This is a genomic window from Paenibacillus sp. PL91, from assembly GCF_012935325.2.
Lineage (GTDB): Bacteria > Bacillota > Bacilli > Paenibacillales > Paenibacillaceae > Pristimantibacillus.
This window is the reverse complement of the sequence record NZ_JABBYG020000001.1, coordinates 1,040,966-1,066,112: the sequence shown is the minus strand read 5'-3', so window position 1 is coordinate 1,066,112 and position 25,147 is coordinate 1,040,966. Positions and strand designations below refer to the sequence as shown.

25 protein-coding genes and 4 pseudogenes are annotated in these 25,147 nt (G+C 44.8%); 19 read left to right on the top strand and 10 right to left on the bottom strand.

Annotated elements, in window-relative coordinates:
• The first annotated feature begins 240 nt into the window (after positions 1-240).
• The 3 genes and pseudogenes from HI950_RS04895 (at position 241) to HI950_RS04885 (ending at position 1,862) form a co-directional block, all read left to right on the top strand.
• The gene (locus HI950_RS04895; protein ID WP_169081328.1) at positions 241-540 is read left to right on the top strand and encodes a hypothetical protein; all 300 of its coding nucleotides are present in this window, start codon (positions 241-243) and stop codon (positions 538-540) included.
• A 289-nt stretch (positions 541-829) separates the two neighbouring features.
• A pseudogene (locus HI950_RS35625) lies at positions 830-1,065 on the top strand (hypothetical protein); the annotation flags it as partial.
• A gap of 491 nt (positions 1,066-1,556) precedes the next feature.
• The gene (locus HI950_RS04885) at positions 1,557-1,862 is read left to right on the top strand and encodes an ArsR/SmtB family transcription factor (protein WP_169081330.1); all 306 of its coding nucleotides are present in this window, start codon (positions 1,557-1,559) and stop codon (positions 1,860-1,862) included.
• A gap of 183 nt (positions 1,863-2,045) precedes the next feature.
• Here HI950_RS04885 and HI950_RS35620 read toward each other — a convergent pair.
• A pseudogene (locus tag HI950_RS35620) lies at positions 2,046-2,236 on the bottom strand (LLM class flavin-dependent oxidoreductase); the annotation flags it as partial.
• Positions 2,237-2,283: 47 nt separating this feature from the next.
• Here HI950_RS35620 and HI950_RS35615 point away from each other — a divergent pair.
• Positions 2,284-2,722, top strand: a pseudogene (locus HI950_RS35615) (LLM class oxidoreductase); the annotation flags it as partial.
• 23 nt (positions 2,723-2,745) lie between these two features.
• A complete protein-coding gene (locus HI950_RS04880; protein WP_169081331.1) occupies positions 2,746-3,759 on the top strand; it encodes a zinc-dependent alcohol dehydrogenase family protein in 1,014 nt (337 codons plus the stop codon).
• A gap of 402 nt (positions 3,760-4,161) precedes the next feature.
• On the opposite strand, the gene HI950_RS04875 is transcribed toward HI950_RS04880, so the two are convergent.
• Positions 4,162-4,347 (bottom strand): hypothetical protein, encoded by a 186-nt coding sequence (locus HI950_RS04875; RefSeq protein ID WP_169081332.1) that lies wholly within the window; start codon positions 4,345-4,347, stop codon positions 4,162-4,164.
• 210 nt (positions 4,348-4,557) lie between these two features.
• Between HI950_RS04875 and HI950_RS04870 the strand changes: the two genes are divergently transcribed.
• From HI950_RS04870 to HI950_RS04855, 4 genes are all read left to right on the top strand, one after another.
• Positions 4,558-5,157 (top strand): TetR/AcrR family transcriptional regulator, encoded by a 600-nt coding sequence (locus tag HI950_RS04870; protein ID WP_169081333.1) that lies wholly within the window; start codon positions 4,558-4,560, stop codon positions 5,155-5,157.
• A gap of 33 nt (positions 5,158-5,190) precedes the next feature.
• Entirely contained in the window at positions 5,191-6,321 is a 1,131-nt protein-coding gene (locus HI950_RS04865) for a cytochrome P450 (protein WP_169081334.1), read from the top strand.
• A gap of 404 nt (positions 6,322-6,725) precedes the next feature.
• On the top strand, positions 6,726-7,376 hold the full coding sequence (locus HI950_RS04860) for a hypothetical protein (protein WP_169081335.1): 651 nt from the start codon (positions 6,726-6,728) through the stop codon (positions 7,374-7,376).
• Positions 7,377-7,524: 148 nt separating this feature from the next.
• Positions 7,525-7,698, top strand: coding sequence for a diguanylate cyclase (locus HI950_RS04855; RefSeq protein WP_169082179.1), 174 nt, complete (start codon positions 7,525-7,527; stop codon positions 7,696-7,698).
• A 205-nt stretch (positions 7,699-7,903) separates the two neighbouring features.
• Here HI950_RS04855 and HI950_RS35610 read toward each other — a convergent pair whose 3' ends face one another.
• The 3 genes from HI950_RS35610 to HI950_RS04840 form a co-directional block, all read right to left on the bottom strand.
• Complete coding sequence (locus HI950_RS35610; RefSeq protein WP_255314604.1) at positions 7,904-8,011, bottom strand: universal stress protein; 108 nt, start codon at positions 8,009-8,011, stop codon at positions 7,904-7,906.
• Positions 8,012-8,334: 323 nt separating this feature from the next.
• Positions 8,335-9,570: a CynX/NimT family MFS transporter gene (locus HI950_RS04845; protein ID WP_169081336.1), complete on the bottom strand. Its 1,236-nt coding sequence runs from the start codon at positions 9,568-9,570 to the stop codon at positions 8,335-8,337.
• Positions 9,571-9,790: 220 nt separating this feature from the next.
• Positions 9,791-10,357, bottom strand: coding sequence for a helix-turn-helix domain-containing protein (locus tag HI950_RS04840; protein WP_169081337.1), 567 nt, complete (start codon positions 10,355-10,357; stop codon positions 9,791-9,793).
• A gap of 96 nt (positions 10,358-10,453) precedes the next feature.
• Between HI950_RS04840 and HI950_RS04835 the strand changes: the two genes are divergently transcribed.
• Entirely contained in the window at positions 10,454-10,747 is a 294-nt protein-coding gene (locus tag HI950_RS04835) for a diguanylate cyclase domain-containing protein (protein WP_169081338.1), read from the top strand.
• 40 nt (positions 10,748-10,787) lie between these two features.
• Here HI950_RS04835 and map read toward each other — a convergent pair whose 3' ends face one another.
• Complete coding sequence (gene map / locus HI950_RS04830) at positions 10,788-11,534, bottom strand: type I methionyl aminopeptidase (RefSeq protein ID WP_169081339.1); 747 nt, start codon at positions 11,532-11,534, stop codon at positions 10,788-10,790.
• A gap of 7 nt (positions 11,535-11,541) precedes the next feature.
• The gene (locus HI950_RS04825) at positions 11,542-11,976 is read right to left on the bottom strand and encodes a TetR/AcrR family transcriptional regulator (protein ID WP_317618293.1); all 435 of its coding nucleotides are present in this window, start codon (positions 11,974-11,976) and stop codon (positions 11,542-11,544) included.
• Between the two features lie 667 nt (positions 11,977-12,643).
• On the opposite strand from HI950_RS04825, the gene HI950_RS04820 reads away from it, so the two are divergent.
• The 3 genes from HI950_RS04820 (at position 12,644) to HI950_RS04810 (ending at position 14,331) form a co-directional block, all read left to right on the top strand.
• Positions 12,644-13,129 carry a GNAT family N-acetyltransferase gene (locus tag HI950_RS04820; RefSeq protein WP_169081341.1) on the top strand — a complete coding sequence of 162 codons (486 nt, stop codon included), beginning with the start codon at positions 12,644-12,646 and terminating at the stop codon, positions 13,127-13,129.
• 177 nt (positions 13,130-13,306) lie between these two features.
• Complete coding sequence (locus HI950_RS04815; RefSeq protein ID WP_169081342.1) at positions 13,307-13,696, top strand: hypothetical protein; 390 nt, start codon at positions 13,307-13,309, stop codon at positions 13,694-13,696.
• Positions 13,697-14,004: 308 nt separating this feature from the next.
• A complete protein-coding gene (locus HI950_RS04810; RefSeq protein WP_169081343.1) occupies positions 14,005-14,331 on the top strand; it encodes a DUF3888 domain-containing protein in 327 nt (108 codons plus the stop codon).
• Positions 14,332-14,917: 586 nt separating this feature from the next.
• Here the strand turns inward: HI950_RS04810 and HI950_RS04805 are convergent.
• The 3 genes and pseudogenes from HI950_RS04805 to HI950_RS04795 all read right to left on the bottom strand — a co-directional run bounded on the left by HI950_RS04805 (position 14,918) and on the right by HI950_RS04795 (position 17,148).
• Positions 14,918-15,682, bottom strand: a complete 765-nt coding sequence (locus HI950_RS04805; RefSeq protein ID WP_169081344.1) for an SDR family NAD(P)-dependent oxidoreductase — start codon at positions 15,680-15,682, stop codon at positions 14,918-14,920.
• Positions 15,683-15,862: 180 nt separating this feature from the next.
• Positions 15,863-16,018: pseudogene (locus tag HI950_RS35605) on the bottom strand (DUF1861 family protein); the annotation flags it as partial.
• Between the two features lie 47 nt (positions 16,019-16,065).
• Positions 16,066-17,148, bottom strand: coding sequence for a substrate-binding domain-containing protein (locus HI950_RS04795; protein ID WP_169081345.1), 1,083 nt, complete (start codon positions 17,146-17,148; stop codon positions 16,066-16,068).
• Positions 17,149-17,448: 300 nt separating this feature from the next.
• Between HI950_RS04795 and HI950_RS04790 the strand changes: the two genes are divergently transcribed.
• The 6 genes from HI950_RS04790 to HI950_RS04765 all read left to right on the top strand — a co-directional run bounded on the left by HI950_RS04790 (position 17,449) and on the right by HI950_RS04765 (position 24,970).
• Entirely contained in the window at positions 17,449-18,342 is an 894-nt protein-coding gene (locus HI950_RS04790; protein ID WP_169081346.1) for an ABC transporter permease, read from the top strand.
• Between the two features lie 72 nt (positions 18,343-18,414).
• Complete coding sequence (locus tag HI950_RS04785; protein ID WP_169082180.1) at positions 18,415-19,260, top strand: carbohydrate ABC transporter permease; 846 nt, start codon at positions 18,415-18,417, stop codon at positions 19,258-19,260.
• 86 nt (positions 19,261-19,346) lie between these two features.
• Complete coding sequence (locus tag HI950_RS04780) at positions 19,347-20,978, top strand: extracellular solute-binding protein (RefSeq protein ID WP_169081347.1); 1,632 nt, start codon at positions 19,347-19,349, stop codon at positions 20,976-20,978.
• Positions 20,979-21,029: 51 nt separating this feature from the next.
• Entirely contained in the window at positions 21,030-21,182 is a 153-nt protein-coding gene (locus HI950_RS04775; RefSeq protein ID WP_169081348.1) for a hypothetical protein, read from the top strand.
• Between the two features lie 56 nt (positions 21,183-21,238).
• Entirely contained in the window at positions 21,239-24,274 is a 3,036-nt protein-coding gene (locus HI950_RS04770) for an alpha-mannosidase (RefSeq protein WP_169081349.1), read from the top strand.
• A 21-nt stretch (positions 24,275-24,295) separates the two neighbouring features.
• Positions 24,296-24,970 carry an SGNH/GDSL hydrolase family protein gene (locus HI950_RS04765; RefSeq protein ID WP_169082181.1) on the top strand — a complete coding sequence of 225 codons (675 nt, stop codon included), beginning with the start codon at positions 24,296-24,298 and terminating at the stop codon, positions 24,968-24,970.
• Positions 24,971-25,147: the final 177 nt, after the last annotated feature.

Sequence of the window (25,147 nt, the reverse complement as noted above, 5' to 3'; positions counted from 1 at the left end):
CTATCGTTTCCAGTTAGTTCAAACACCCACATGCTAAATATTAATACAGTTTAATGTTCCAAACTTCTTAACAATCAAAATCATTCTCATCTATAGCATATTTTGATGTTATTGGTCTGAAAAGAAGCATGACCGACGAATATCTTTCAGTGAGGCATACGGTAGTAAAGCAAACCAGTCATTCTTTCTTTCCAGCATGAAGGAAAGTCATTATATTTTTTACGGATGGAGGACAAGGTTTTGATTAGTCAAATCAAGGACTTATATCAAGAAGAGATCCGTTATCTTGATTTATACTATTCCTCAAACAGGGTGACGAATTACCTTGAAGATTTAGATTGGATCGAGAAGGAAATCGGAAAACTGTCTCGTTCGCAAAGCATAAAGGATAAACAAGTCATGGCTACCTTTGAAAAATTAAAAGAGAGAACGGTAAAAAGAATCCATAAATGTAGGTTTAAAGATGTTTCGAGTGAAAAAGAGTTTCTTAAATACTGTATAAACGAACTACATCCGCTTCAGTTCGATGCAGTAGTCTGAAAAATCGCCGGTCAAACTGAGCTGGACAGGACCGGGGAAGCCGATGATATCGGCGGCATCATCGCGGCGCTCTGCACGCCTGAGATGGGATGGGTCAATGCTCAGCGAATCGAGGCATCGGGCGGCATGTTTCTGTAAGTATTGTTAATCCGAGAAAGCGATGGCATTAAAACTTTCCATCCCAATTCGTGTTGCTTGTATCGAACACAGGCGGATCTACTTCTATCCATGAAGAGAGTGACTCAACTTAATAGAGGCAAACGAACTGCAGGCGTTGACAATATGGTGGTGCTTTCTGGGGTTTGCTACACCGACATCAATTATGGCGGGCTCCAGCGTGCCGCTGAACTTGGCGTGTTATTTAAAGGCGGCGAGTATCTGGAATCCACGCACAAGATTAATGTGATCATTTTCGGCAAAACCGGTACTATAACAAAGGGGAAACCTGAACTTACGGATGTTACTACCGAAAATTTGGATGAACATGAGTTCCTTCGCTTAGTTGGTGCAGCTGAGAAGGGCTCCTGAGTTGCCACAGAAATTGTCAACCCATGATGGTGAAACATCTGCTTCAGCGAGGAATATCAGAAGATTATTTAAAGGATTACCGCTAAATGATATCGGTCTTTGCGATGTTTGTAAGAAATTCATGCATTGATTGATTATGCTATCGAAGAACGTTAGTTACATCCAGCAATTAAGACGAGGCTACCAGCAAGATCAGTGGCCTCATTGAGCTATTGGGCAGTTTAGTTCCAATATGTGTTAATATAGTTTCTATAAGACCAATAAATTATTACGGGATATCCCAGGTGGTTTGAATGAGTTTAACCCACGAATTTTTTTTTATTATTAGCAACGATTTTGATTTTAATGACAGATATGAATGGTACAGAACAAATTATATTAATAGGCAGAATAGTTCAATAATAGCAATGGGAAAATAATAATAGGAGTATGGTTGTCAAAATTTGATGATTTGACATATTGCAAATATACAATATATAATAATTTTCATGAACAACCCAATCGATATTTTTAAAGCACTGTCTAATGATGCTCGTCTCCAAATCTTGGAATGGTTGAAGAATCCAGAAGGTCATTTTTCACCCCAGGAAGGGATTGATCTTGTTGAAGTAGGGGTATGTGTGAGTCAAATAACCAGTAAGTTAAATATGAATCAATCTACTGCATCTCAATATCTCTCCATATTACAACGAGCAGGGTTAGTTAATGCTACTCGTATTGGTAAATGGACGTATTACAAGAGAAACGAAGATGCAATTAACCGGATTGGTACTTTTCTCCAAAAAGATGAATAATACTGAAAGGTCAAATTGAATTCAGTATTATTCATTGTTTTTTTGCAAAAACATATTGATATATTGCAATTTATTAATTTTTTTGTTTTTATATATTGACATATTGCAATATATTAAATTATTGTGTTTTCTCATATTACAAATTTTAATTCATCGAGAGGAGGTGACAGTTCATGTTTGAATCACACGACCAGTATCACCAAACATGGGATCGTTTAATGGTACGTCACGAGTAAACAAAGATGCGAAATTTAATTCTTCGGCTCGTTAAGCAAGTTTCATTTGATGTTCTAAATTCATCTCAGGTCTGTTGCTTTTTTATAAGCCTCTAACGGGAAAATAAGGCCCAATGTCAACTTATTTTTCTTGAACATTCGTGAGTAGCCTTTCAAATATATGATCCATTTGTTTTTCTTGGGTCATTCAATCAACTCGCGTGAGTATGCCAGAAGGGGATTTATTTCCTAAACCAAAACACTCATCAATTCCATTGCTTATTACTGGACATTCCTCACAATCAATTGATTGGATTGCACAACACGGTGATGGGTGGATTTACTACCCAAGAAATGTTGGTCAGCAGTTTGAACGAATACGTGAGTGGCGATCCCTGACAGAGGATTTTAAGCCCTTTGTACAGTCGCTATACATTGATTTAACAAATGATCCCAATCAACAGCCAATTCCAATTCATCTTGTGTTTTCGGATAGGGCGAAACCCTCTTAGAGAACTAGTGAATCAATTTAAAATAGCTGGGGTAAATCATATAATTTTTGTTCTGAAAAACAGTCAAAGGGCAGCAACGGAAATAATTGAAGAACATGGCGAAGAAATTGTACCCCATTTCCCAACAATATAAGAAATAGAGAGGATTTGATTTAGATGAAAGCCTGGCAAAAACAAGGTGTGGGGTTAAAAAATTTAAAATTAGTTGATGTTGAAATACCACAGCCAGGTCCTAAACAATTGTTGGTTCGTGTAAAAGCAGTTTCCCTTAACTTCCGTGATAAATCAATCATGGATGGCGATTATTTGCCGGAGTTAATGAGTAAACTTTTCATTCCTGTTTCGGATGCAGCCGGAGTTGTAGTAAGTGTAGGTTCAGAAGTTACTCAATTTAAGGTTGGAGATCGTGTAGTTTCTCACCTCTATACCAAATGGGTTGAAGGTGCTCCAAGTCAAGAGTATGCTCCTACTGCAGTGGGAGGACCTAATAATGGTGGCCTTGCAGAATACATGCTCTTAGATGAAGCAGCAAGTGTAATGACACCTTCTAATATGACTGACGAAGAAGCATCTACATTGCCTATTGCTGCCCTAACCGTTTGGTTCTCACTAGTGGAGTATGGCAAAATTAAAGCTGGTGATACTGTAGTCGTTCAAGGTACCGGAGGCGTTTCTGTCTATGCCATTCAAATTGCATCTGCACTTGGCGCGCGTGTTATCGCGACGACTAGCAGCGATGAAAAAGGAGAACGCGTAAGAGCTTTAGGGGCAAAGGAAATTATCAACTATGTAAGAACGCCAGATTGGGACAAAGAAGTATTGAGACTTACCAATGGTAAGGGAGCAGAGCATATCTTAGAAGTTGTCGGCGGAGACAGCATTAATCATTCGATTGAAGCTCTCGCTTTACAAGGACATATTTATATAATTGGTTTCCTGAAAAGTATGATGGCAGAAGTTAACTTATTTTCACTATTAGCAAAGCAAGCAAATATACAAGGTATCTATGTAGGTCATCGAAAAGCGTTTGATGATATGAATAGAGCATTTGAAGAGTTGAAAATCAAACCAGTTATCGATAAAGTTTACTCTTTTTCTGAAGCTATTGAAGCATACCAACATCTAGCCAGTGGGGCTTTTGGAAAAATCGTTATCCGCATTTCAGAATAAAAAACTTAAATCGTTAATCGCCAGTATGGTATATCCATACTGGCGATTGTTGTGAGTGCTATTACTTTGAGTGTAAAAAGGAGATGACAAAAGGGAAAGATTCAGCGAGGTGCAGAGAGCGGGCTCGAATATCTGACACTGCGTTAATACCGATTGCCGATAAGCTATTTATCAAGTGTTCGGCTTATTTCGCAATAAAACCAAAACTCGACCTTTGTCTGCTGGGCATTAAGCTCTAACGGGAAACGTTAGCTTAATCAACAGCAGAAGACTTAGACTTTATTTTTCATAATACCAGTACGCTGCTATGGATTGCTGTGAGCCCAAATGTAACAGGTATTGAGATTTCAAAAACAGCGATTGATTTGGCCAGCTAAGTAAAAACGTATTTTCATCACTATTCTAAAACATAGCCGTCAGCGTATCTTCAACCACGAGTTCTGAATCAATTGTTATTTCTTCAAGGGTTAAATAAATGACCCCTAAATCTGCAATGGAAGTTGATTGTGTATTATCTCCTTTCCCGCAACCCGTCAGAACCACCATCAGTAAAGTGAAAATAAGAATACAATGCTGTGATTTTCTCATTTCATGCCCCCTAATATAGTAGCTTTGTATGTCATCTATAGATGTTGTTATGAAATCAATTGTTACGGTAGCCAGTATAACCCGACCAGATAAAAATCACTTTGGAGACCAGCGTCCATTAAGATTGACAATTGTTTTACCAAGTGTTACCATAAGCATATTAGTTGTACTGACTAGTCAGTTTAATGAAGTGAGGAGAGACATTTCGCATTGAGCAAAACGAAAATCATGTCAGCAGCGATAGACGTTTTCTCGGAGAATGGATACCACCGGGCAAGTATGGACGATATCGCGCTTAGAGCAAAAGTCGCCAAAGGGACGCTGTATTATCATTTTCCAGGAAAAGCGCAGTTGTTTAAGACGATCGTGATGGATGGGCTTCAGGTTATTACCGATCGAATACGGAACGAGCTGCTAACTGGTCTTTCGTTGGAAGAGCAAATCAGGCGAATCATCCGGCACAATCTCGACTTGTTTCTGGAGTCCAGCGGATTCGCACATATCGTGTTCAACGAATTGTCCAACGGAATCGATCAGGAAGTACTGGAGGAATTGAATGAACTGAAGCGCGGCTATATTCGTTTTATAGCAGGCGTGCTGGAAGGAAGCCGGGAAGAGGGGGTAATGCGCAATGTCAATTGCAGCTTGGCCGCTGCGGGGATGGTCGGTTTGCTCAACGGTTCCTGCGATTACTTTCTAACCTATGGCAGTAGTATGAACCGCGACGATCTTGAACATTTTCTCTACAAGATTATTACGACCGGGTTGTTCTTGACACCCGGCGGCAAGTCGGATGGTATGTTGAACTGATTTCATTCTAAGCGGAAAGCGGCGATGCGGCGTATGAATTGGAAAACTGACAGCGAACTGATACCTTTGTCTTGGTTTAAAGAAATGCGAAACTCTTCCCCTGTCGCGTTCAATTCGGAGCATAATACTTGGAACGTATACAAGTACGAAGATGTAAAGAAGATATTTGCCGATCATGAGCATTATTCTTCGAAAGGGATGGAAAGCGCCATGGAGCCGATCAACTCGAGCATTCTAAGGCAGGATCCACCCAAACACCGACAGCTGCGTATGCTCGTTTCGCAAGCTTTCACGCCTCGGGCTATCGAAGCGCTGGCACCGAAGATTGAAACGATCGCGCAGCAATTGTGCGATCAAGCGGAAGAGAAGGGGGGGATGGATGCCCTTCTCGATTATGCGAGCCCTCTGCCGATCATCGTCATTGTCGAAATGCTGGGCGTTCCGACCGTGGATCGCGACCGGTTCAAGGAATGGTCGGATTCGCTAGTTGGGAATGATGGCGAACGCTATCTACAGTGCCAGAAGGAAATGAGCGACTATTTCTCCGACATCATGAATCGTAGACGGCTCGATCCGCAGGATGATCTCATCAGCAATCTCGTTCATGCGAAGGTGGAAGGCAAGCAATTAAGTGACTTGGAGATCATCGGATTCTGCATTCTCCTGCTGGTGGCGGGGAATGAAACGACGACCAATCTCATAACGTCAGCCTTACTGTGCCTGGATAGCGACAGAGACGCAAGGGAGAGGCTCATCGAAGAACCTTCCATGATCCCGCAAGCCATCGAAGAGGTGCTTCGCTATTGCTCTCCCGTTCAAACAATGATTCGAACGGTTAAGAAGACGACTGTTCTGCGCGGCCAAACGCTTTCGCCCGGACAAATGGTCAACGTCTGGATCGGGTCGGCCAACCATGACGGAGACCATTTTGATACACCGGAAAGATTCGATATCCGTCGCAACCCGAATCCGCATCTGGCATTGGGACACGGCATCCACTTCTGCTTGGGTGCTCAGCTTGCCCGCTTGGAGAGCAAGATCGCCATACAAACACTTCTTAGCAGGTTTCCTGACTATGCAAGAGATCGTTCGCAAACACTCGAGCGGATGGACAGCTGGATGATGTTTGGGGTCAAACATTTGCCGCTGGTTCTGGCGAAATAACCTTACTTTAACAGACGCTTTTTTGCATGTTCAATGCCGATCGGAATTCGTATAAGCTTACGTAACGATAGGTCCTAAAATCGGACATAACCGAGTGATTTGAGCGAGATGTCCCGGATGGTCAGGTGAAAGCCGCTTTGGTGCTTTCGGTACTTTAACAGCAGGTTGTGTTACTTTGAATAGGTAGCAACTTATCCTTCTGAAGAGGAAACAGCCTTAACGGGGGAGAGTCTCTGGTGCAGGTGATGATTTTAAAAACATGCCGTAGTTCTGGAAAGAAAATATCTACCCATCAATGAATTTGATTAACTGCGCTGTTAAGTCGTTTGGTTACCGTGTCACGGTTGACTATGAGCTCCGGAATTCCTATAGACTTCTGGGTTGAACCGGGAAACTATAGCTTAATGACGACACAACGGCAGCCGGCCAAAAAGATCGGCTGCCATCGTTGCGCTATTGGGCAGGCTTACGCAACCCAGCGACGCGTAGTTAATGCACAACATTGTTTTTTGTTGTTTTCGTCTATAATTACAAAAGGGGGCGATTACATGGCGGGAAATATTCTCTATTTTTTCTATAGTGGTTTATTGTTAGTTGCTTTGATTGTAATCATTGTGGTTTTCGGCATTAAAAAAGATTTAGGTCCGATGAAAAAAATTCTGCTTGTCACAACACCGCTGGTTGTTTTATGTGGATTTTACTTTTGGAATGTGGAATTCAACAATTATGTAAAAAGTTATTTTTTCTCCAACAAGGTTTATGAAAGCGACTATACGGCGGAACTGACGCATATATCAATCCCACTCCCCAACAGAACGGTTCTTAAGGGAAAAGAAGATGCCAGTTCCCCTTTTTACTTAACCTATGCTAATGAAAAAACATTCACGGATTTCTATGAAGAAGAATTAAAAAAAATGAAAAACAGAGAGGTTATTAAAACATTTCATACCGTGGAACAAGGATTCATGATTGAACTTAAGTCTGGCTCTACAATAGATATTTTTCTGAACGAAGGCAATCGGTCAATGTTGATTGACTACAATCCGAAAAAATAAACAGTACATGTTGCCTTTTCTGCGCTAACGGAAACGTTAGTTGAATAATGTAACCGCGGCAGCTGGGCATGGATCGGCTGCTTTTTCGTTACGCTACGGGCAGAATAACGCAATGGGACCGCAGTCGAAATAAGGACAGAATTGCTCGATTAACTACAACTATGGCCATCATGCGGGAGACCTTGCATTGCGTCATCTGTCCCAGTTATTATCCGAGTCAGCCGGCGTTTCCGATTTTGTCGCGCGGTTTGCCGGAGATGAATTCGTCGTACTGGCATGCGATCGCGCCCAGGCGAGCAGCCTCATTGTCAGCAGAAAATAAAGTATTAGATTTGATGTCTTTATTCCACGCGGCTTTTCGAATTGTCATACCATCAGACTCCATAGAATAAGTTTTAGACTGACCCTAGAAATTGAAACAGCGACAGCCAAGGACGAGAAAATAAAGTCCTAGACTGTCGCTGTTTTATTGAACTAAAGTTCTCCGTTAGTATAACAATAAATCATCTCTGCAGTTCCCGAAGGAGTTAATGCACAATGAGGACTGGGCAACTTGATAGCTGTGAAACCTTGTGGCTGACACTTCCAAGCATCATTTCTTTTATGCCACTTAGCCCACGGCTTCCAATAATAATGAGTTGCTGCTCGGAATCCCTTGCATAATTTAATATTTCATGGTCAGGATCTCCTTTAAGATGAAGTGTTCCGGTTTAATCCCGCAGATTCTAATTTGGATTTGGCTTGTTGCAACTGTTCCAAACTCGCTTTCTCCATTTCGTTCAATATTTCTTCCAAGAAATTCTCTGGTAAATATGTCATGCCATTCGATACATATTCCTGGCTGACATTAACCAAGGTAACTTGAGTTTGTTTGTTTCGGGCTATTTCAACGGTTGCATCGAGGAGCTTGTTCAGTTTTCAGCTTTATCAATTGCCACAATAATTTTTTCAAACATATTTATCGTCCTTTCCGTGGCAGCTCGTAACTATTTCGGCTACCTACAAAACGGTTTCTTGCTGCTCCTATACCGACTAAAAAGAGTAAGACCGAAGCGCCAAGCAGAATGAAAAGTGGCAGATTCCAACTATTTGTCGCATCATGCAGAAATCCTATAAGGGCAGGACCGATTGCGGCAAGAAGATATCCGATCGATTGCGCCATGCCAGACAGTTCCGCTGCTTGATGCGCATTTTCAGTACGTAAACCGAAAAACATCATGGACAAACTAAAGGCGCAGCCTCCACCAATTCCGAGTATAATAATCCACAACAGAATGATATTGGAGCTTCCGTATAGAAGTCCGAGCGTTCCCGTCAAAAGCAAAATGATTGTGATGACCACTAACAAACGTTGGCTAGACATGCGCCCAGCAATAACGGGGACAATAAAGGTAAATGGAAGCAGAGCTAACTGCATTATCGAGAGGTACCATCCTGATTGGTTTGAGTCAATTCCTTGCTGCTTTAAAATTTCAGGCAACCATGCGATCAACACATAGAAAACCATGGACTGTATACCCATAAACAAGGTTACTTGCCAGGCAAGAGGGGATCGCCAAACATTCACATCGTTGCTGGCCATCTGTTGACTCGTCGTGGTTGTTTGCTTCGTTTGATTTCTTAATTGGGGTAACCAACAGAGAATCGATACAAAGCTTAGAATACCCCATATTCCCAATGCTCCCTGCCATTTTAGACCTGCGTTCACGGCTAGCGGTACACTGATTCCCGATGCGATTGCTCCAAATAAACTCATTGAAATTGAGTAAACACCCGTCATGGAGCCAATTTTATTTGGGAAATCCCTTTTGATTAAACTTGGCAATAATACATTACATACGGCAATTGCGAATCCAAGAATTGCTGTCCCAATATACAGATTAGCTGCGCCAGATAAAGAACGTATTACAATGCCAACAGTCAGAAAGATTAGGGCAATCAAAATGATGCGTTCAACCCCATACCTTCGTCCTAATTTTGGTACTAGAGGCGATAATAAAGCAAAGGCAAGCAAAGGTACCGTTGTTATCAGGCCTGCTAATGTATTTGAAATACGAACGTCATCCCTTATGAAACTCACTAAAGGGCCGACTGAGGTTAAGGGAGCACGTAAATTAGCTGCAATAACCATAATGCCGAGAATTATCAGTCCTATAGAGGATGGTACGGCTTTTTTATTTTGTTTGTTCGACATTCTACGTTTCTCCTTCCTGAATTCATACGTATAATTTGTTTCCTGCTGATTGAAAAACTATGAAATAACATCCGCGCGAACAATAAAAGTATATTATAGTATATTATTTTTAACAAGAAGTATTTTATAACACACCTGAACTCATCTAAAAACAAAAATACAACTCTGAATTCCCGTCATGGAATTCGGAGTTGTATTTAATAAGTGGAATTTTCGACTTCTAGAAACCATACTTTAAAGATATATGGAGCACTGTTTCGCTATTCGTATGATTGGTATAAGAGTGAGGACAATCTGCACGAAAACTGATCGTATCATATTGATTCAATGTGTAAATCTCTCCATTGACTTGAATTTCAATGGAACCAGTCATTACTGTCGCAATCTCAGTTGTATTCACATGATGACCTTCAGGGTGATACGAGCTATTCGGCTGTAAGTAAGCCCGACACATTTCAATATCGTTGCTTGCGTTTTTAAAGACTGGTTCAATGATCCAATTTTTTTGATCATTAGAAAACCGCAGTCCTTCGCCTGCTCGATACAAGCTAACAGGGTCTTCTGATTTCAACAAAGCCAATAACGGTAAAGATATGCCTTTTGAAATTTTCCATATAATCGCCAAAGTTGGATTTGTATCGCCACGTTCGATATTCCCCAGAGTAAGTTTGCTTACACCCGTTAATTCCGCTAAGTCGTCTAAGCTCATGTTTTTTTCTTTTCTGTACTTTTTCAAGGCACTGCCGATTTGTAATACAAGTTGTTTTGATTCATCGATTTCATCCATTTGATATTCACCTCAGCAAAAAACAGTTATAGCTAGTATACGGTTTATCTAGACTCTTTTCCATACTATTAGTATTGGATGGTGGACTACACTCCTATGCAAAATTCAGACGTCTATGTAACTAATCTGCCAGTTAGCTTAATGAAGCATCGTCAGTCTAACACTTTATTTTTCAGTCTAATACTTTATTTTCTTTTGACACTCATCACGATCCTTGAGGATACGCTGTCCGCGAACCCGCTTCGGCTTGAAGACGGGAACGAGCTGTCGATTAGCGTAAGTATCGGAGCCAGCCATTATCCGGAAGACGGAGCAAATGCCGATGAGCTCTATAAGAGACCGGATGAACGCATGTATCGGATGAAGAAAGATGCTATACCGAATACGTAAAAAAGAGGTCGACCATCTCGTTGGTCGGCCTCTAATTATTCTATTGCGCGGTCAGGATCAGTGGACCTTCAGCCGTGATGGCGATCGTATGCTCGTATTGGGCGGCGAGCTTGCGGTCCAGCGTCCGCGCGGTCCAGCCGTCCGCATCGATTGTCATGTAGTAGGTGCCTTCGGTGATCATGGGCTCGATCGTGAACACCATGCCTTCCTTGATGCGGAGGCCTTTGCCGGGCTTGCCGACATGCATATAGTTCGGCGCCTCGTGCAGGTCCTGGCCGATGCCATGCGCGAGAAGGTCGCGCACGACGCCGAAGCCGTTCGATTCGGCATGCCGCTGGATCGCGCTCGTCACGTCGCCGAGCCGATTGCCGGGCTGCGCCTGCGCGATGCCGAGGTCAAGGCATTCCTTCGTGACGCGCATCAGCTTCTCGGCCGTCGGCGAGATCTTCCCGACCGCATAGCTCCAGGCCGAATCGCCAAGCCATCCGTCGAGCTCCGCGACCGTGTCGATCGTCACGATATCGCCTTCCTCAAGTGGCTTATCGCTAGGGAAGCCATGCGCGATCACGTCGTTGACGGAGGCGCAGGTTGCATATTGATAGCCCTTGTAGCCCTTCGTGTAGGGCTTGGCGCCGTGCTTCAAGATAATATCCTCGAAGATGCGCTCAATCTCGTTCGTCGTGATGCCCGGTTGGATGAGCGGGGCGATCGTGCGATGGCATTCGGCCACCACTTGGCATGCCTTGCGGATGGCCTCGATTTCAAGCTTGCTTTTTAAGATGACCATGTTCGTATCAGGACTCCTTCGTAATGGCTTGCATCGCGAGCTGGGCGATTCGATCGACGTCCAGCTCGGAAGTGCCCGCATAGTAGTGCAGCCCGCAGCAGCCGACCAGTACGGCAAGCATATGGTCGACGCTGTCGTCTTCGCGATGAGCGATCGACTGGAGCGGAACGTACAGCCGTTCCATGAATCGTCTCTTGGCGGCGTACCGATCCTTCTCAGGCAAGCCTGTATAATGCTCCGCCGCCATCTTGTAGACGAGATATGCGCGGGCGTCCGACTGGCACAGCCGGAGCAGCGCCTTGCAATACGTAAACAGCTGCCTGTCATCCGGTCTGCCTCCGCGGATGTTCGCCCATTCTGCCAGGGCTTGCTCGCATCGCTCGAAGCCGCTGCCCAGCACATCTTCTATCAATAAATGCCGGTTGGGGTAATAATGGTACACCGTGCCGTAACCGAGCTCGGCCTCGCGGGCGACGTCGCGAATATCAAAGCCGCCGCCAGTGCGGAAGTAGGCGCGCGCGGCGGCGTCCAGGATCTGTTCTCTGCGCTGCATGCGGATGAGTTCATTTTGTTCTTTGGTACGGGGACACATGGGCGCGTGAACCTCCTTGTATAGACCTGCAAATTTGTCGATGTAAAGATTGTAACGCATGGGGCGGAGATATGCAAATTATCTGTTGGTGAAAGAAAATAAAGTTTTTAATTGAAAACAAAGTTCTTTAGTGAACTGAACAGAGACTCCAGGCAGGTAGTTGCGGAGGCAGTGGTGTTCTGGGAGTTGCGATCCGTGGTGATTTAGAATCACCGCGGGTTTTTTTATCGAAAGAAAAAGGAGATACGTGGTAGAGGAGGGGCGCGCGGCGGTAGCAGCATTAAGCTAATGGGCAGTTATGTTCAATAACAATAGAGGGAATAAATCGGTTCAGGACGAATATGTTGCTAGTTTTACCAACAATTTTTAAAAGAGCAAACTTTATAAGAAATATAAACTAGATGTGTAAGGCGTGTTAAGCTAACGGGCAGGATAGTTGAAAACAAAAGAAGGAAACTGAATGTCGGTCAAGAAAGTATACTTAATCATCTTCATTCATTAATATTGGAGGATAAACATGTATTCTTATCGATCTCTTCAACCAAGTGATCTTGAAACTTTGTGCTCTTTTCCGCAAAACGAAGAGGAGTTATATTTTATGTTCCCAAATGCGGTGTACCCTCTAACACCAAAACAAATCACAAAGGCCGTTAAAAATAGATTAGAACCAACAATTATTTTACATAACGATGAAGCAGTATCTTACGCAAATTTCTATGACCATGATGACGGGTCTTGCTGGCTAGGCAATGTTATTGTATCCCCTGGTTATCGAGGAAAAGGGGCTTCTCAATTTCTGATTGAAACGATGGAATCAATTGCAATACAAAAGTTGAACGTAAAGAGGCTCAAACTTGTATGTCATAATACGAATACAAGAGGAATTTTGTTCTATAAAAAGCATGGATTTAAACCATTCGATATCTCTTTAAGATTGAAACCGTCAGGTGGATACATTGCTGGAATTCACATGGAGAAGATTCTATTACATTATCCTATTTGAGAATGCTCGCATCAGACGATTCTGCTAGCATCCTGACTGAAATTGGTTGGTTAAACTAACGGATAACTTTAGATCAATCCTTCATCGGCTCGTCACGCCATAGATTGTCGTTTCCGCCATAACAGATAGTTAGCGTGAAAAACAAACATTTAAGTTAGAGAAACTGGAGGAAACAGCTTGAATGATCCTAATGAGTTTTTTATTACTAGGGGGGCTATAGATAGTCTTAACGACAAATTAGGGCTTCCGGAATTAGATCAGTTTTCGCAAGATTGGGAACATGAAGTTGCCAATTCATCTAGAGTTATTGAGTTTATTTCATTTTATGAAACGGCTTATCTGAACCAAGATGAAAAGTTCGCTCTGCTGAGCTTGATCATTTCTTCTTATGATGACTATTTAAGCGAAGGTCATTACCAAGAGAGTATCTGGGAGAACATAAAGAAACATTTAGTTCGCGATATGGATTTACATAGAAAAACGATTATATATTGGTCAAAAGTTGAAGAAGAACTTGATGATTGTTTTTACATTACACCGTATATAAGACAAATTGATTTGATTTGAAGTTTTTGTACCACGATTTATTGTTGCGTAAACGAGAGACGTTAGTTGAGCAGGACACATCGATGATCAGGCGCTGCAGAAGCCTGCTTAATTTTATTAAACTTGTGGGCAGGATAAACAATGAATTCTAGGGAAAAATACCTCCATACTATTGGGGGTTCTTGTCGTGAAAAAATATTGATTTTAATATTGCTTGTCTGGTGTTCAATGAGTGGTATAAATAATAATCTCGTTGGAGCAAATGAAAAACTGACATCAAAAGTACTAATGACAAACCTAAAGAGTCGAAAGAATTAAGGTTTCAAGACATGCTAATGCTATTTCTTTTGCCATACACAGAAAAGAAAATAGATGAGACATATTCAAATAAATTGAATTACTCACCAGAGGTTTATCCTTACTTTGTGGATGTTACAAATGTGCAACGGGTAAATGGATTTAGAGGATTTCATTTTTTAATAACCCTTGAAGTGGTTCCAACAGTTGGACCACATATTCCCGTTGGTAAGGACAGTCTTACAATCGATATATCTCCTATGAACCCTAATAATGTAAAGTTAATAACCTGGAAGCACTTAAAAGATCCGCAGAAGGCTGATTTTCCACCAAATTGGATGGACGTTCTGAAAGAATAATCGTTTATCATTCAACTAACGGGGAACGATAGTTGAAAAGCACACATCAATGAGCAGGCGCTACAGATGCCTGCACTTTTTATTAAACTAACGGGCAGGTATGCTTAAATTACTCGAATAAATAATAAGGATTGCTAAGAGTGCGGGAGGGGTTACGAATAGAAAACAAATCTCCTCAAATCATCCATGCAGAGCAGTCGATTACGGGAAGATACTTGAAGTAATGCATCAAATCCACTTTCGTAATATATGGGATTCGTAAAACGGAGCACGATTGTGAGATAGCCCAACATTATAAAACAGATCACTTAATGGGGGTATCTATTGCCCATCAAGTGATCTGCTTTTGCACGTATGTCGGCTGCATCTGATTTCAGGATTGGAAAACTTTATTGCATCTGCTTTGCAAGCGGTAACAGCATCGCTGGTATTACCCCGTAATGATAGATAGGAATGCCTACGATGCAGAGAGTATCATCAAAATCCTCCGTAATAAGCCGCTATGCTTTACCTTACATCGAGTCAAGGGCAGTATCCATACAACATCTTTCATTTCCTTGGTTATGATTGTTTAGCGTGCATTAGCTTATCTTTGAAGAAGCAATCCGCCGTCTACGACCAGGCTTGCCCCCGTCATGTATGACGACAACGGTGAGGCCAGAAACAATACGGTTCCCACCATATCCTCGGGTTCTGCCATATAACCGACAGGGATGGGGGTTCCTGTGGAGCCTTTAATTCCGTCGGCCGCGGCAGGTTTGGCGTCTCTCACTAATGGCGTATTCACGGCGCCTGGCGCCAAACAGTTGACTCTGATCTGCAAGGGCGCGACTTCGACGGCCAACGATTGGACAAGCGATTCGATCGCCACTTTCGTACTGGAATATACCGCCTGAGAAGGCAAGGGACGATGCGCGTTAATGGAGCTGATGACAATAATCGAACCTTGTGCCCCGTGCTCCTTCATACGGCTAACGGCGTGCTGCAAGCTATAGAAAGTGCCAGACAGATTCGTCTCAATTAATGCGCGGTATTCGGCGATGGAGGTGTCCGTCACGTGCTTCGTATAGGTAATACCTGCACAATGGACAAATACATCGAGCCCCTTTGCGAGCGCGAAGTTCGAGAACAAGGATAGGACTTCTTGCTGGTCGCTCACATTGCAGATTTGAATGGTAATGCTCACATCCTCGAGCTTCAATTCTTCCTGCAATTGCAGCAGATTGCCTTCATGTATGTCGGAAGCGACGACTTCTGCTCCGGCCCTTGCGAATCCGATCGCGATCGCCCGCCCGATTCCGCTTGCGGCGCCGGTGACAACGATGATTTTCCCCGTAAAGTTGAACGCCATATGAACTCTCTCCTTCCGGTAGCGAATAGCTGATAAATGCCCCTAGCAGGGCAATGTTGGTTTGTATGAGTTTTTGTGAATCCTGTTATACTGTTTTGGGTTACAACAGAGGTTTTAGCCAAACGTCCATCTTATGCTCTTAGGGGAGGGGGAAATGGACGTTTGGTGGTTGTCCGCTGTTTAGAACGTGACTATCGGACCTTCCTTCTTAAACGGATAGTCAATGACGATTCGTCCGACCTCGGTATCACCAATGCTGCTGTACAGATCGACTTTGCCGTCCTTTGACACCGCGTAAGTTGACTTTAACGCTCTCGTAATTGCGTTTGATTGCTTCGAACTGCAAGCGTTGCTCTGCTAAATTCATGATTAATCATCTCCTTTCAAGGATATGTCTTTGTTGAATTGCGAATGACCAGATTGGTTGACAGCAAGATCTTCTTGTAGCTGTGTGGAATATCGTCCCTGCTGCTATCGAATAGAAGCTTGGCGCCTTCGTAGCCTAACGTTTCGAAATACTGTTTGACGGTTGATAGAGGCACCTTGGCGAACTTGGAGACTTCGAAATCATCGAAGCCCATGACGGACATTTGATCCGGGATATTGACGCCATATACGGCAAGTTGATCGATGACTTCCAAGGCGCGCCTGTCATTCGCGCAGAAGAGGGCAGAGAGCTCTCCGTGATGGATGAGGCTCGCCATCTTGTTGTAGTCCAGCTTCTTTTGGAGAAACAAAATGTTAGGGCTAGGAGCAAGACCAGCGTCTGCCATGGCATGGCGGTATCCGTTGTACCGGTCAACCTCCGTGCTGAGATGAAAATCGTAAGCTGCGAATCCGACATCCGTATGGCCTTGAGCGATCAAATATTGGACGGCTTCATAAGCGCCATCGGGATTGTTGCAGGTCACGCTATCGACTGGATAACCAGACGGGCTGCGGTCTAGCATAACAAAAGGTATTCGTTTTTTTCGAAGCTCATTCAAATACCCCTTGGCTGCATCGGGATCGGCAGAATAAATGAGAAGCCCCCGAGTTTCGGTTTGCATCAGCTTCAGAAGGAGCTCGCGCTCCTGTTCAAAGTCGTTTTCTACAAATTCAATTATGAGCTTGCAATCCTGTTGGCTTAGAAACGACTGAATGCCTTTTATGATCTGCATGTATGAACTATCGTACATGTCCTTGCCGGAAATAATAAGGGTAACGTAATGCGACGGTTTATCCGCGGGCGTGCTTGCCCGATTGGAAACAAAGCTTCCTTTTCCCCTAACCCGATAGATGACCCCCTCATTAACTAACTCCGTCAAAGCTTTTCTAACCGTAATCGAGCTGACATCCAATAACTTGGAAAACTCTGATTCGCTTGGAATTCGTCCGTCTTCTCCCAGCTCTTTATTCTCAATTTGTAACAGCACGTAGTCCTTCACCTGCTGATACTTGGGCAATGTCGCTTCGCTCTTGCTCATGTATGTTCACCTCGGATAGACATTTGCTCCATTATAGCTCATGGCGTTGCATAATGTATACTAACTAAAACGAACTTATGATATAAATTTAACGTATTGACGGTAAATATAGTATGTGTTACTTTTTTATTAGCATAATAACTTTGGAGGTGGATCGGGTACGGCATTTGCGGATTGGACTCCAGCCGGAAGCTGCATTACTTTTTAGCGAAAAAATGAATACGCTTTCTCGGCAATCAGCGTGATTACCGGGATTCCAATGCAAAAGAATTTAAGTTCATATTGAAAGGGTGTTAGAGAATGCTGCCCAAATTGTGGAGACATCGATATCTCTATTTCATGGTGCTGCCGGGATTTCTCACGATTTTGATTTTTGCGTATTTCCCCATGTACGGGATATTAATCGCTTTTAAGGACTACAGCGCTGCTAAGGGCGTTATGGGGAGCGAATGGGTTGGCTTAAAGTACTTCGAAACCTTTTTCAATGATCCCATGGCATTCCGGATATTAAAAAACACGCTGCTTCTGGGCATCTATACGTTGTTCTGGTCATTCCCAGCTCCGATCATTCTTGCATTGTTATTTAACGAGCTAAGAAGTAAGCGCTTCAAAAAACTCGTGCAAACGGTTTCTTATTTCCCGCACTTTATATCGGTCGTTATCGTTGCTGGTTTGCTGAAAGAGTTTGCATCCAGAGATGGACTCTTTAATGACATCATTGCTTATTTAGGTGGAACCCCGATCATGTTTCTCCTCGAGCCGGATTTTTTTAGGACGATCTTCATTTCATCCGGCATTTGGCAGGGCATCGGTTTCGGAACGATTATCTACCTTGCGGCCATGAGTGGAATCGATCCTACGCTGTACGATGTGGCGGAAGTGGATGGAGCGGGTAGATGGAAGAAAGTGGTTCATATTACGTGGCCGTCAATTAGGCCTACTACGGTCATATTGCTCATCTTCGCGATTGGTGGGATATTAGGTAATGATTTCCAAAAAATTATATTGCTCTATTCGCCTGAAACGTACAGCGTGGCGGATGTCATCGGCTCTTATGTTTATCGGCAAGGGATCTTGGGCGCGCAGTACGAGTACACGACGGCAATCGGATTGTTTATGTCTATCATATCCTTCACCATATTGTTCCTTGCGAACTGGGTTAGCCGTAAAGTTTCTGAAACAAGCTTGTTCTAGGAGGTGGGCATATTGAAAACAAGAAATGAAACCGTTGGCTCCAAAGTGTTTGATTTGATCAATATCTTGATCATGATTCTAATTCTAATCGTTGTGTTATATCCGATTTTCAATATTATCGCCACTTCTATGAGCAGTGCCCGCTATATCTCGTCAGGCGGGGTGACGATCTTGCCAAGAGGCTTCACGATTGAGGCTTACACGACCGTCTTCAAAGATCCCTACATCTATAAGGGGTATGTGAATTCAATTATTTACGCGGCTGGCTCTACCTGCATCATGCTGCTGTTTACTTCATTAATGGCTTATCCGCTTACCATCCCGGGCTTTGTAGGGAAGAAGTTTCTAACCATCTTTCTTATGATCACGATGTTTTTCAGCGGCGGATTGATTCCTACATATTTGCTCATGCGCAGCTTGGATCTCCTCAATACGGTTTGGGTTATGATCCTGCCTGGAGCGGTTGGTGCATACAACGTCTTTCTATTTAGAACGTTTTTTATGAATATTCCGTCAGAGTTGAAGGATTCCGCGCTCATCGACGGAGCAAATGATATTGTGGTCCTGTTCCGGATTATTTTGCCACTGTCGAAAGCGCTTCTTGCCACATTCGCGTTGTTTGGGCTTGTAGGAAGCTGGAACAGTTGGTTTGAGGCGTTAGTATACCTGCAAGATCAGGATAAGTATCCCTTGCAAATGATCTTAAGGAACTATCTATTCACGTTGGATACGAACGCGATCCAAGGCAGAACGGGAGCAGGCAGCAGCGTTGCCATTAACGCGCCGGGGGATGCGCTTGATCCGAAGGCCGTCCGAATGAGCGTTATCATTATCACCATGTTCCCGATTATGTGCATTTACCCTTTCTTCCAAAAACACTTCACGAAAGGCATCCTGATCGGATCCATTAAGGGTTAAAGGGGAGACAAGAAGGGAGGTGACAGAGGCTTTTTACAATACATTCTAAAACCATCTAAATTTCAATCAAAAGGGAGGTTCTAAAAATGAACAAAATGACAAAATTGCTCAGTTTGATCATGGCTTTTATGCTGGCCTTTGCCGCAACAGGCTGTACAAACAACAATGAACCTGCAGAAAATGAATCGAAAGAATCCGAAGGCGAAACACTGTCCTTCTCCGTGACGCTGCCGTCGGGAGGGGTAGATAACGAAAATAGTATGGTTGGAAAAGAGTGGAAAAGAGTAATGGAAGAAAAGTTAGGTAAGAAGTTAGATATCGAATATAACTATATTCCATCCTCCGAATATGACGAAAAAGTTAAACTGATGATCGCAAGCGATGATTTGACGGACTTTTTCGTGACCCCACTATTTTACGATACGACTGAAATGGCGGAGCAGGGCCAGATTCTGGAGCTGAGTCAATACAAGGATCTGATGCCTAACTATACGAACTATCTCAGCGAAGTTAAAAACGGAATGGCGCGAGTAACGAATGCCGATGGCGAGATGTATTATTTCAAAGAAACGTCAACCCCAAGATACCCTGAGGATAAAGGCATGCTGATTCAGAATACGTCGTCGTACCGCTACGATGTGTTTCAGGCGAACAACATTAAGATTCCGGAAACGCTAGAACAATTTTATGCAGCCGCCAAAAAGCTGAAGGAGCTTTATCCGGATAAGTATCCCGTCGCTACAAGATGGAACAGCTTGCGATCCCTGTTCTCCGCCAACCATGTAAAGGACGACATTTTCTGGGATGGCAGCAAATACGTATACGGCGTCCTGGAAGAGGGCTACAAAGACGCTTTGGAATTTGCCAACCGGCTTTATTCGGAAAAGCTGCTCGATACGGAGTATACGATCGATACGGACGATACCCTCCAAAGAAAAGCGCTAAACGGCGATAATTTCATGTGGTTGACGCAGTGGTTTACAACGCCGGGAGAATACACCCGTACAGCTAATGACGGTAAAATATATGCCGTTTCTTTATACCCCGAGAATCCAAAATACGGAAAAGCGTGGCAAGAGGTCGTGAACGGGAATACCCCGGACTTAGGCTGGGCTGCGTACTGCATTAGTGCCAAAGCAAAAAATCCAGAAGAAATCATCAAATTTATTGATCTGCAATATTCCGAAGAAATAATTAGGTTAACAACTTGGGGAATTGAGGGGACCACCTATACGATCGGCGAAGATGGAAATCCGACCTTCATTGATTCCTTAAAAACAGCTGCGGATCCGTGGCTGGAAGGCGATAAATACGGCATGAGAGCAAGCCGCAAGCATAACCCAGGTCTGCAGGTAGCTAATGACTCAAGAGCATTCGTTGACTTCGCTGCTACTGATTATACGGTATTCGGCGGCAAATACGAAGAGGTTCCGATTGAGAAATCGCCGTTCCTGACAAGCTTGCCTATGCCTGAAAACGAATATGTGCCATCTTGGTTAAGCGAGCCTAGCCTTCAATTTACGCAGGATGAAAGCCAGCAAATTTCGGAAATTATGAACCCGGTTAAAACATTTGTTACGGAAGAGCAGGCAAAATTTGTGTCAGGCAAGGCAAGCTTTCATAATTGGCAGAAATTTATCGATCAAGTTCATAAAATGGGCGATATCGAAAAAGTATTGCAAATATATAATGATGCAGCAAAAAGGGCTATGCAGTAAGTCTTTTTGATACAAATGGCTTGCGGAAAAAAAAGACCGAGAGGGCGCAGCATGCGGAAGCGGAACGGCCGTTACGTTTATAGGTGGGCGGAGAGCGCATGGACCGGTCCGGATTACCGGGTCGCATACGCGCTATCCGACTCGCCGCTCGGACCGTTCAACAAGCAGGGATCAGCAACGAGGGCGTCATCGCTCGAGGGCTGAACGAATGATAGAGAGGTCTTTTCTTCAAGACGAAACTATGGGATGTGAGCAGAATCTTGAATACGAAATCAGAGATTCAGTATCTTGTCGAGAAGCTGCTGAAGGAAAAAAACAGATGGATTTATACTAAAATCGCACCGGTCGAATTCGCTGGTTTTGAAACGAAGGAACGCCTGTCTTATATGAAAATAGGGGATTACCGCTTCGAGCCTATGCAAGTGGGAGACCGATGGGGCGGCAATTGGATCTATGCTTGGCTCAGAGCCTCGATAACTGTACCTCCTGAAGCAGAAGGCAAACGGTTGGTCGCTTTGGCCGATTTCGGCTCGGAAGCGACAATCTATATGAATGGGGTCGTACGAGGCGCTCTTGATCTTCAGCATGATAGCGTGACGTTGACCCGAAGCGCGAAAGCCGGCGAAACGTTCGAAATCGTCGCTGAAGCGTATGCCGGTCATTCGAATCGGCAGCCTGTGTTCGGTTCATCGTATCTATGCGTGTTCGAAGAAGAAATCTATCAATTTTTTATAGATTTAGAATGCTTATGGCAAGTCCGTGAACATATCGATTCGAATTCTCTACGCGCGTCGGAAATCAACCGTTGCATGCATCAAGTGATCGCAATGATCGATTTTAGTCTGCGGGGGGAGGTGCTGACGGACAACGTTAAGCAGTGCCGTAAGCTGATGGAGCCGTACCTGGCGTGCGTGAATGGATCGACCTCTCCTTTGCTGTACCTGATGGGCCAGTCTCATCTCGATATTGCTTGGCTCTGGCCGATCGAAGAAACTAAACGGAAAATTGCCCGCACCATGTCCAACCAGCTCTCATTAATGGAGGAATATCCCGACTATCGGTACACGCAAAGCCAGCCGTATTTGTTTCAATTGGCCAAAGATTTGTATCCAGAGCTGTACGCACGGATCAAAAAACGCGTAGCGGAGGGGCGGATTATTCCGGAAGGCGGGATGTGGGTAGAGTCCGACACGAACCTGCCGGCAGGGGAAAGCTTGATCCGTCAATTCGTTCACGGCAAGCGGTTTTTCTTGGAGGAATTCGGCAAGGAAAACGAAATGCTTTGGCTGCCCGATGTATTCGGCTATTCCGGCAACATGCCGCAAATTATGAAAGGCTGCGGTCTTCGTTTTTTTGCTTCCGTGAAGATGTTCCAGACCTACGAGAATGTCGTGGATCCGTTCCCGTACAACACCTTCCTCTGGGAGGGCATTGACGGCACGCAAATCTTGACGCATCTTCTCGATTACGGCGATTATCCGATTCGGGTTAATCCTTCATTCCTCATTAATCAATGGAATGATCGCGTGCAGAAGGACGATATTGCGACTCGGCTTGTGCAATTCGGTCATGGTGACGGCGGAGGCGGGGCGAACCGGGATGACCTGGAGTTTCTGAGACGTCTCCACAATTTGGAAGGCGTTCCGCGTACCAAGCATGGTTCGCCGATTGAATATTTTCACGATCAGATTGAGCGTGGGCTGCCTAATGCCAAATACGTCGGGGAGCTGTATTATCCGGCCCATAGGGCGACGTATACGACGCAAGCGAAGTTGAAGCAGTTGAACCGCAAGGCGGAGATCGGTTTCCGCGAAACTGAAATATGGGGCGCGGCCGCGCAGAAGCTTCAGGGCAAGGAGTACCCTTACGAGGAAATGGATCGTCTTTGGAAACGGCTGCTGCTTCAGCATTTCCATGACATTTTGCCTGGGACCTCTATTCATCGCGTTCATGAAGAAGCGCAAGCAGAGCTTGCGGCGTTGAACGAGACCGTCTTTGACATGGCTGCAGGCACGAGACAAAAATTGGCGGATGGGGAACGTGATGGCATCACGGTGTTCAACTCCTTGTCCTGGCACAGGAGAGAGCTTGTGGCGCTGCCGGACGGCGTTGACGGCATTGCAGACCAAAGCGGGCAAGCGATTCCTGTTCAAAGATATGACGGCTGCTTGTACGCCGAGGTCGAAGCACCTTCCGTGGGATGGGCGACTTACTCGGTCAGCGATGCAAGCAAGCCAGCTGCAGCGCGCGCAGCCTTGACGGCAACCGCGTCCCGCATGGAGAACGAATATATGACGATTGTCATTAACGAACGGGGCGAGCTGATCAGCATCGTTGACAAAGAAACCGGGTCTGAATGGGCGGCACATGCATGCAACGTCATGAAGATGTACCGCGATCAGCCTTCAGCCTTCGATGCGTGGGAGATCGACCGTCGTTACCGCATGTCTCCTGTTGAATTGACCGATAAGGCGGACATTACCGTTACGGCGAATGGTCCGCTCTTTGCGGCGATCCGCGTCGAGCGGAAGCTTCATCAGTCGACGATGGTTCAGGACATTAAACTCCGTTCCGGCAGCCGGCGAATCGAATTCCATACGACTGTTCACTGGAACGAGACGAACAAGATGCTCCGCGTTGACTTCCCTGTCCGCGTCCATGCGAACGAGTCGATGCAGGAGATTCAGTTCGGCTACGTCAAACGGCCGAATCATGCCTCTCGACCCCATGACGCAGACCGTTACGAGGTATGCCAGCATAAGTGGTCGGCATTAGCGGAGACGAACCGCGGATTCGCGCTGCTGAACGATTGCAAATACGGCATATCGATTCAGGATCATTTGATGAGCATGACTCTGCTAAGGTCGCCAACATACCCGGATGAAACGTCCGATCAAGGCACGCACCAGTTTACATTCGGGTTCCTGGTGTGGAACGGATCGTTCCTTGACAGTCCCGTTGTTCGGGAAGCTTACGAGCTGAATTATCCTGTCAGCCTTACGCCGCAAGGGAGCCGGGTAGCGGAACAATCGCTGCTTCAAGTCGATCGGGATACGGTCATTGCAGAGACAATGAAGTTAGCCGAGGATGGCTCGGGCGATTGGATCGTCCGATTATACGAGAGCAAAGGAGCTTCGGTGTCTTGCGGTTTGCATGCCGGATTGCCGGTGAATGTAGCCTACGAGACTGACATGCTGGAGGGAAACATAGTGGAATTGCCATGCAGGAACGGCAGCCTGTCGCTTCGTTTCCGTCCATTCGAAGTGAAGACGATACGACTGTCTTTAAATGGATAGAGGTAGGGAGGCGCTAAGATGATCAAGCTTGAAAAAGGTCAACGGCTGGTTATGATCGGGGATTCGATTACGGATTGCGAACGCAAATTCCCGTACGGGGAAGGTCTGTTCCAAGGTGTTGGAAAAGGGTACGTGGCGCTGGTGGATGCCATGCTGCAAGCCGCATATCCGGAACTGTCCATTCGAGTCACCAATATGGGAATCGGGGGCAACACGATCAGGGATTTGAAGGCGAGATGGCAATCGGACGTGCTCGAGCTGAAGCCGGATTGGCTGACGGTCATGATCGGCATCAACGATGTCTGGCGGCACTTCGATCAGCCTGCCATACCGGAGTCTCACTTATCGCTTAAGGAATATGAACAAACGTTGGAGGAAGTCGTGAAATCAGTGCTTCCCGGTCTGCAGGGACTTGTCATCATGACGCCATTCTATCTGGAGCCGAACACTCAGGATCGGATGCGGAAGCGGATGGATGAATTCGGACGGGCAGCCGGAAGGGTGGCAGAGCGCTGCGGGGCGTTGTTCGTGGATACGCAAGCCGTATTCGCTCCGATGTTAGAGCATGTGCACCCTACGGCGATAGCTTCTGATAGGGTTCACCCAAGCATGACCGGCCATATGCTGCTCGCGCGCGCTTTCTTGCAGACTATCGGCTTTGACTGGAGACGCATGAGCGGCGTTGAAAGTTATTAAAGAATCCAACACGAGCTGCCGGGTTGAAAGGCAGCTTTTGTTATCCGATGCAAGGAATTCAAAAGGATAAATAATCGGATGCTTTTGTAAAATTGATGTATTTCGTTCGCGTAGACTGCACTTGCAGAGAATCGACATTCCGTTCTCTTAAGGAAATTCGAGTCTCTGGGTAAATGA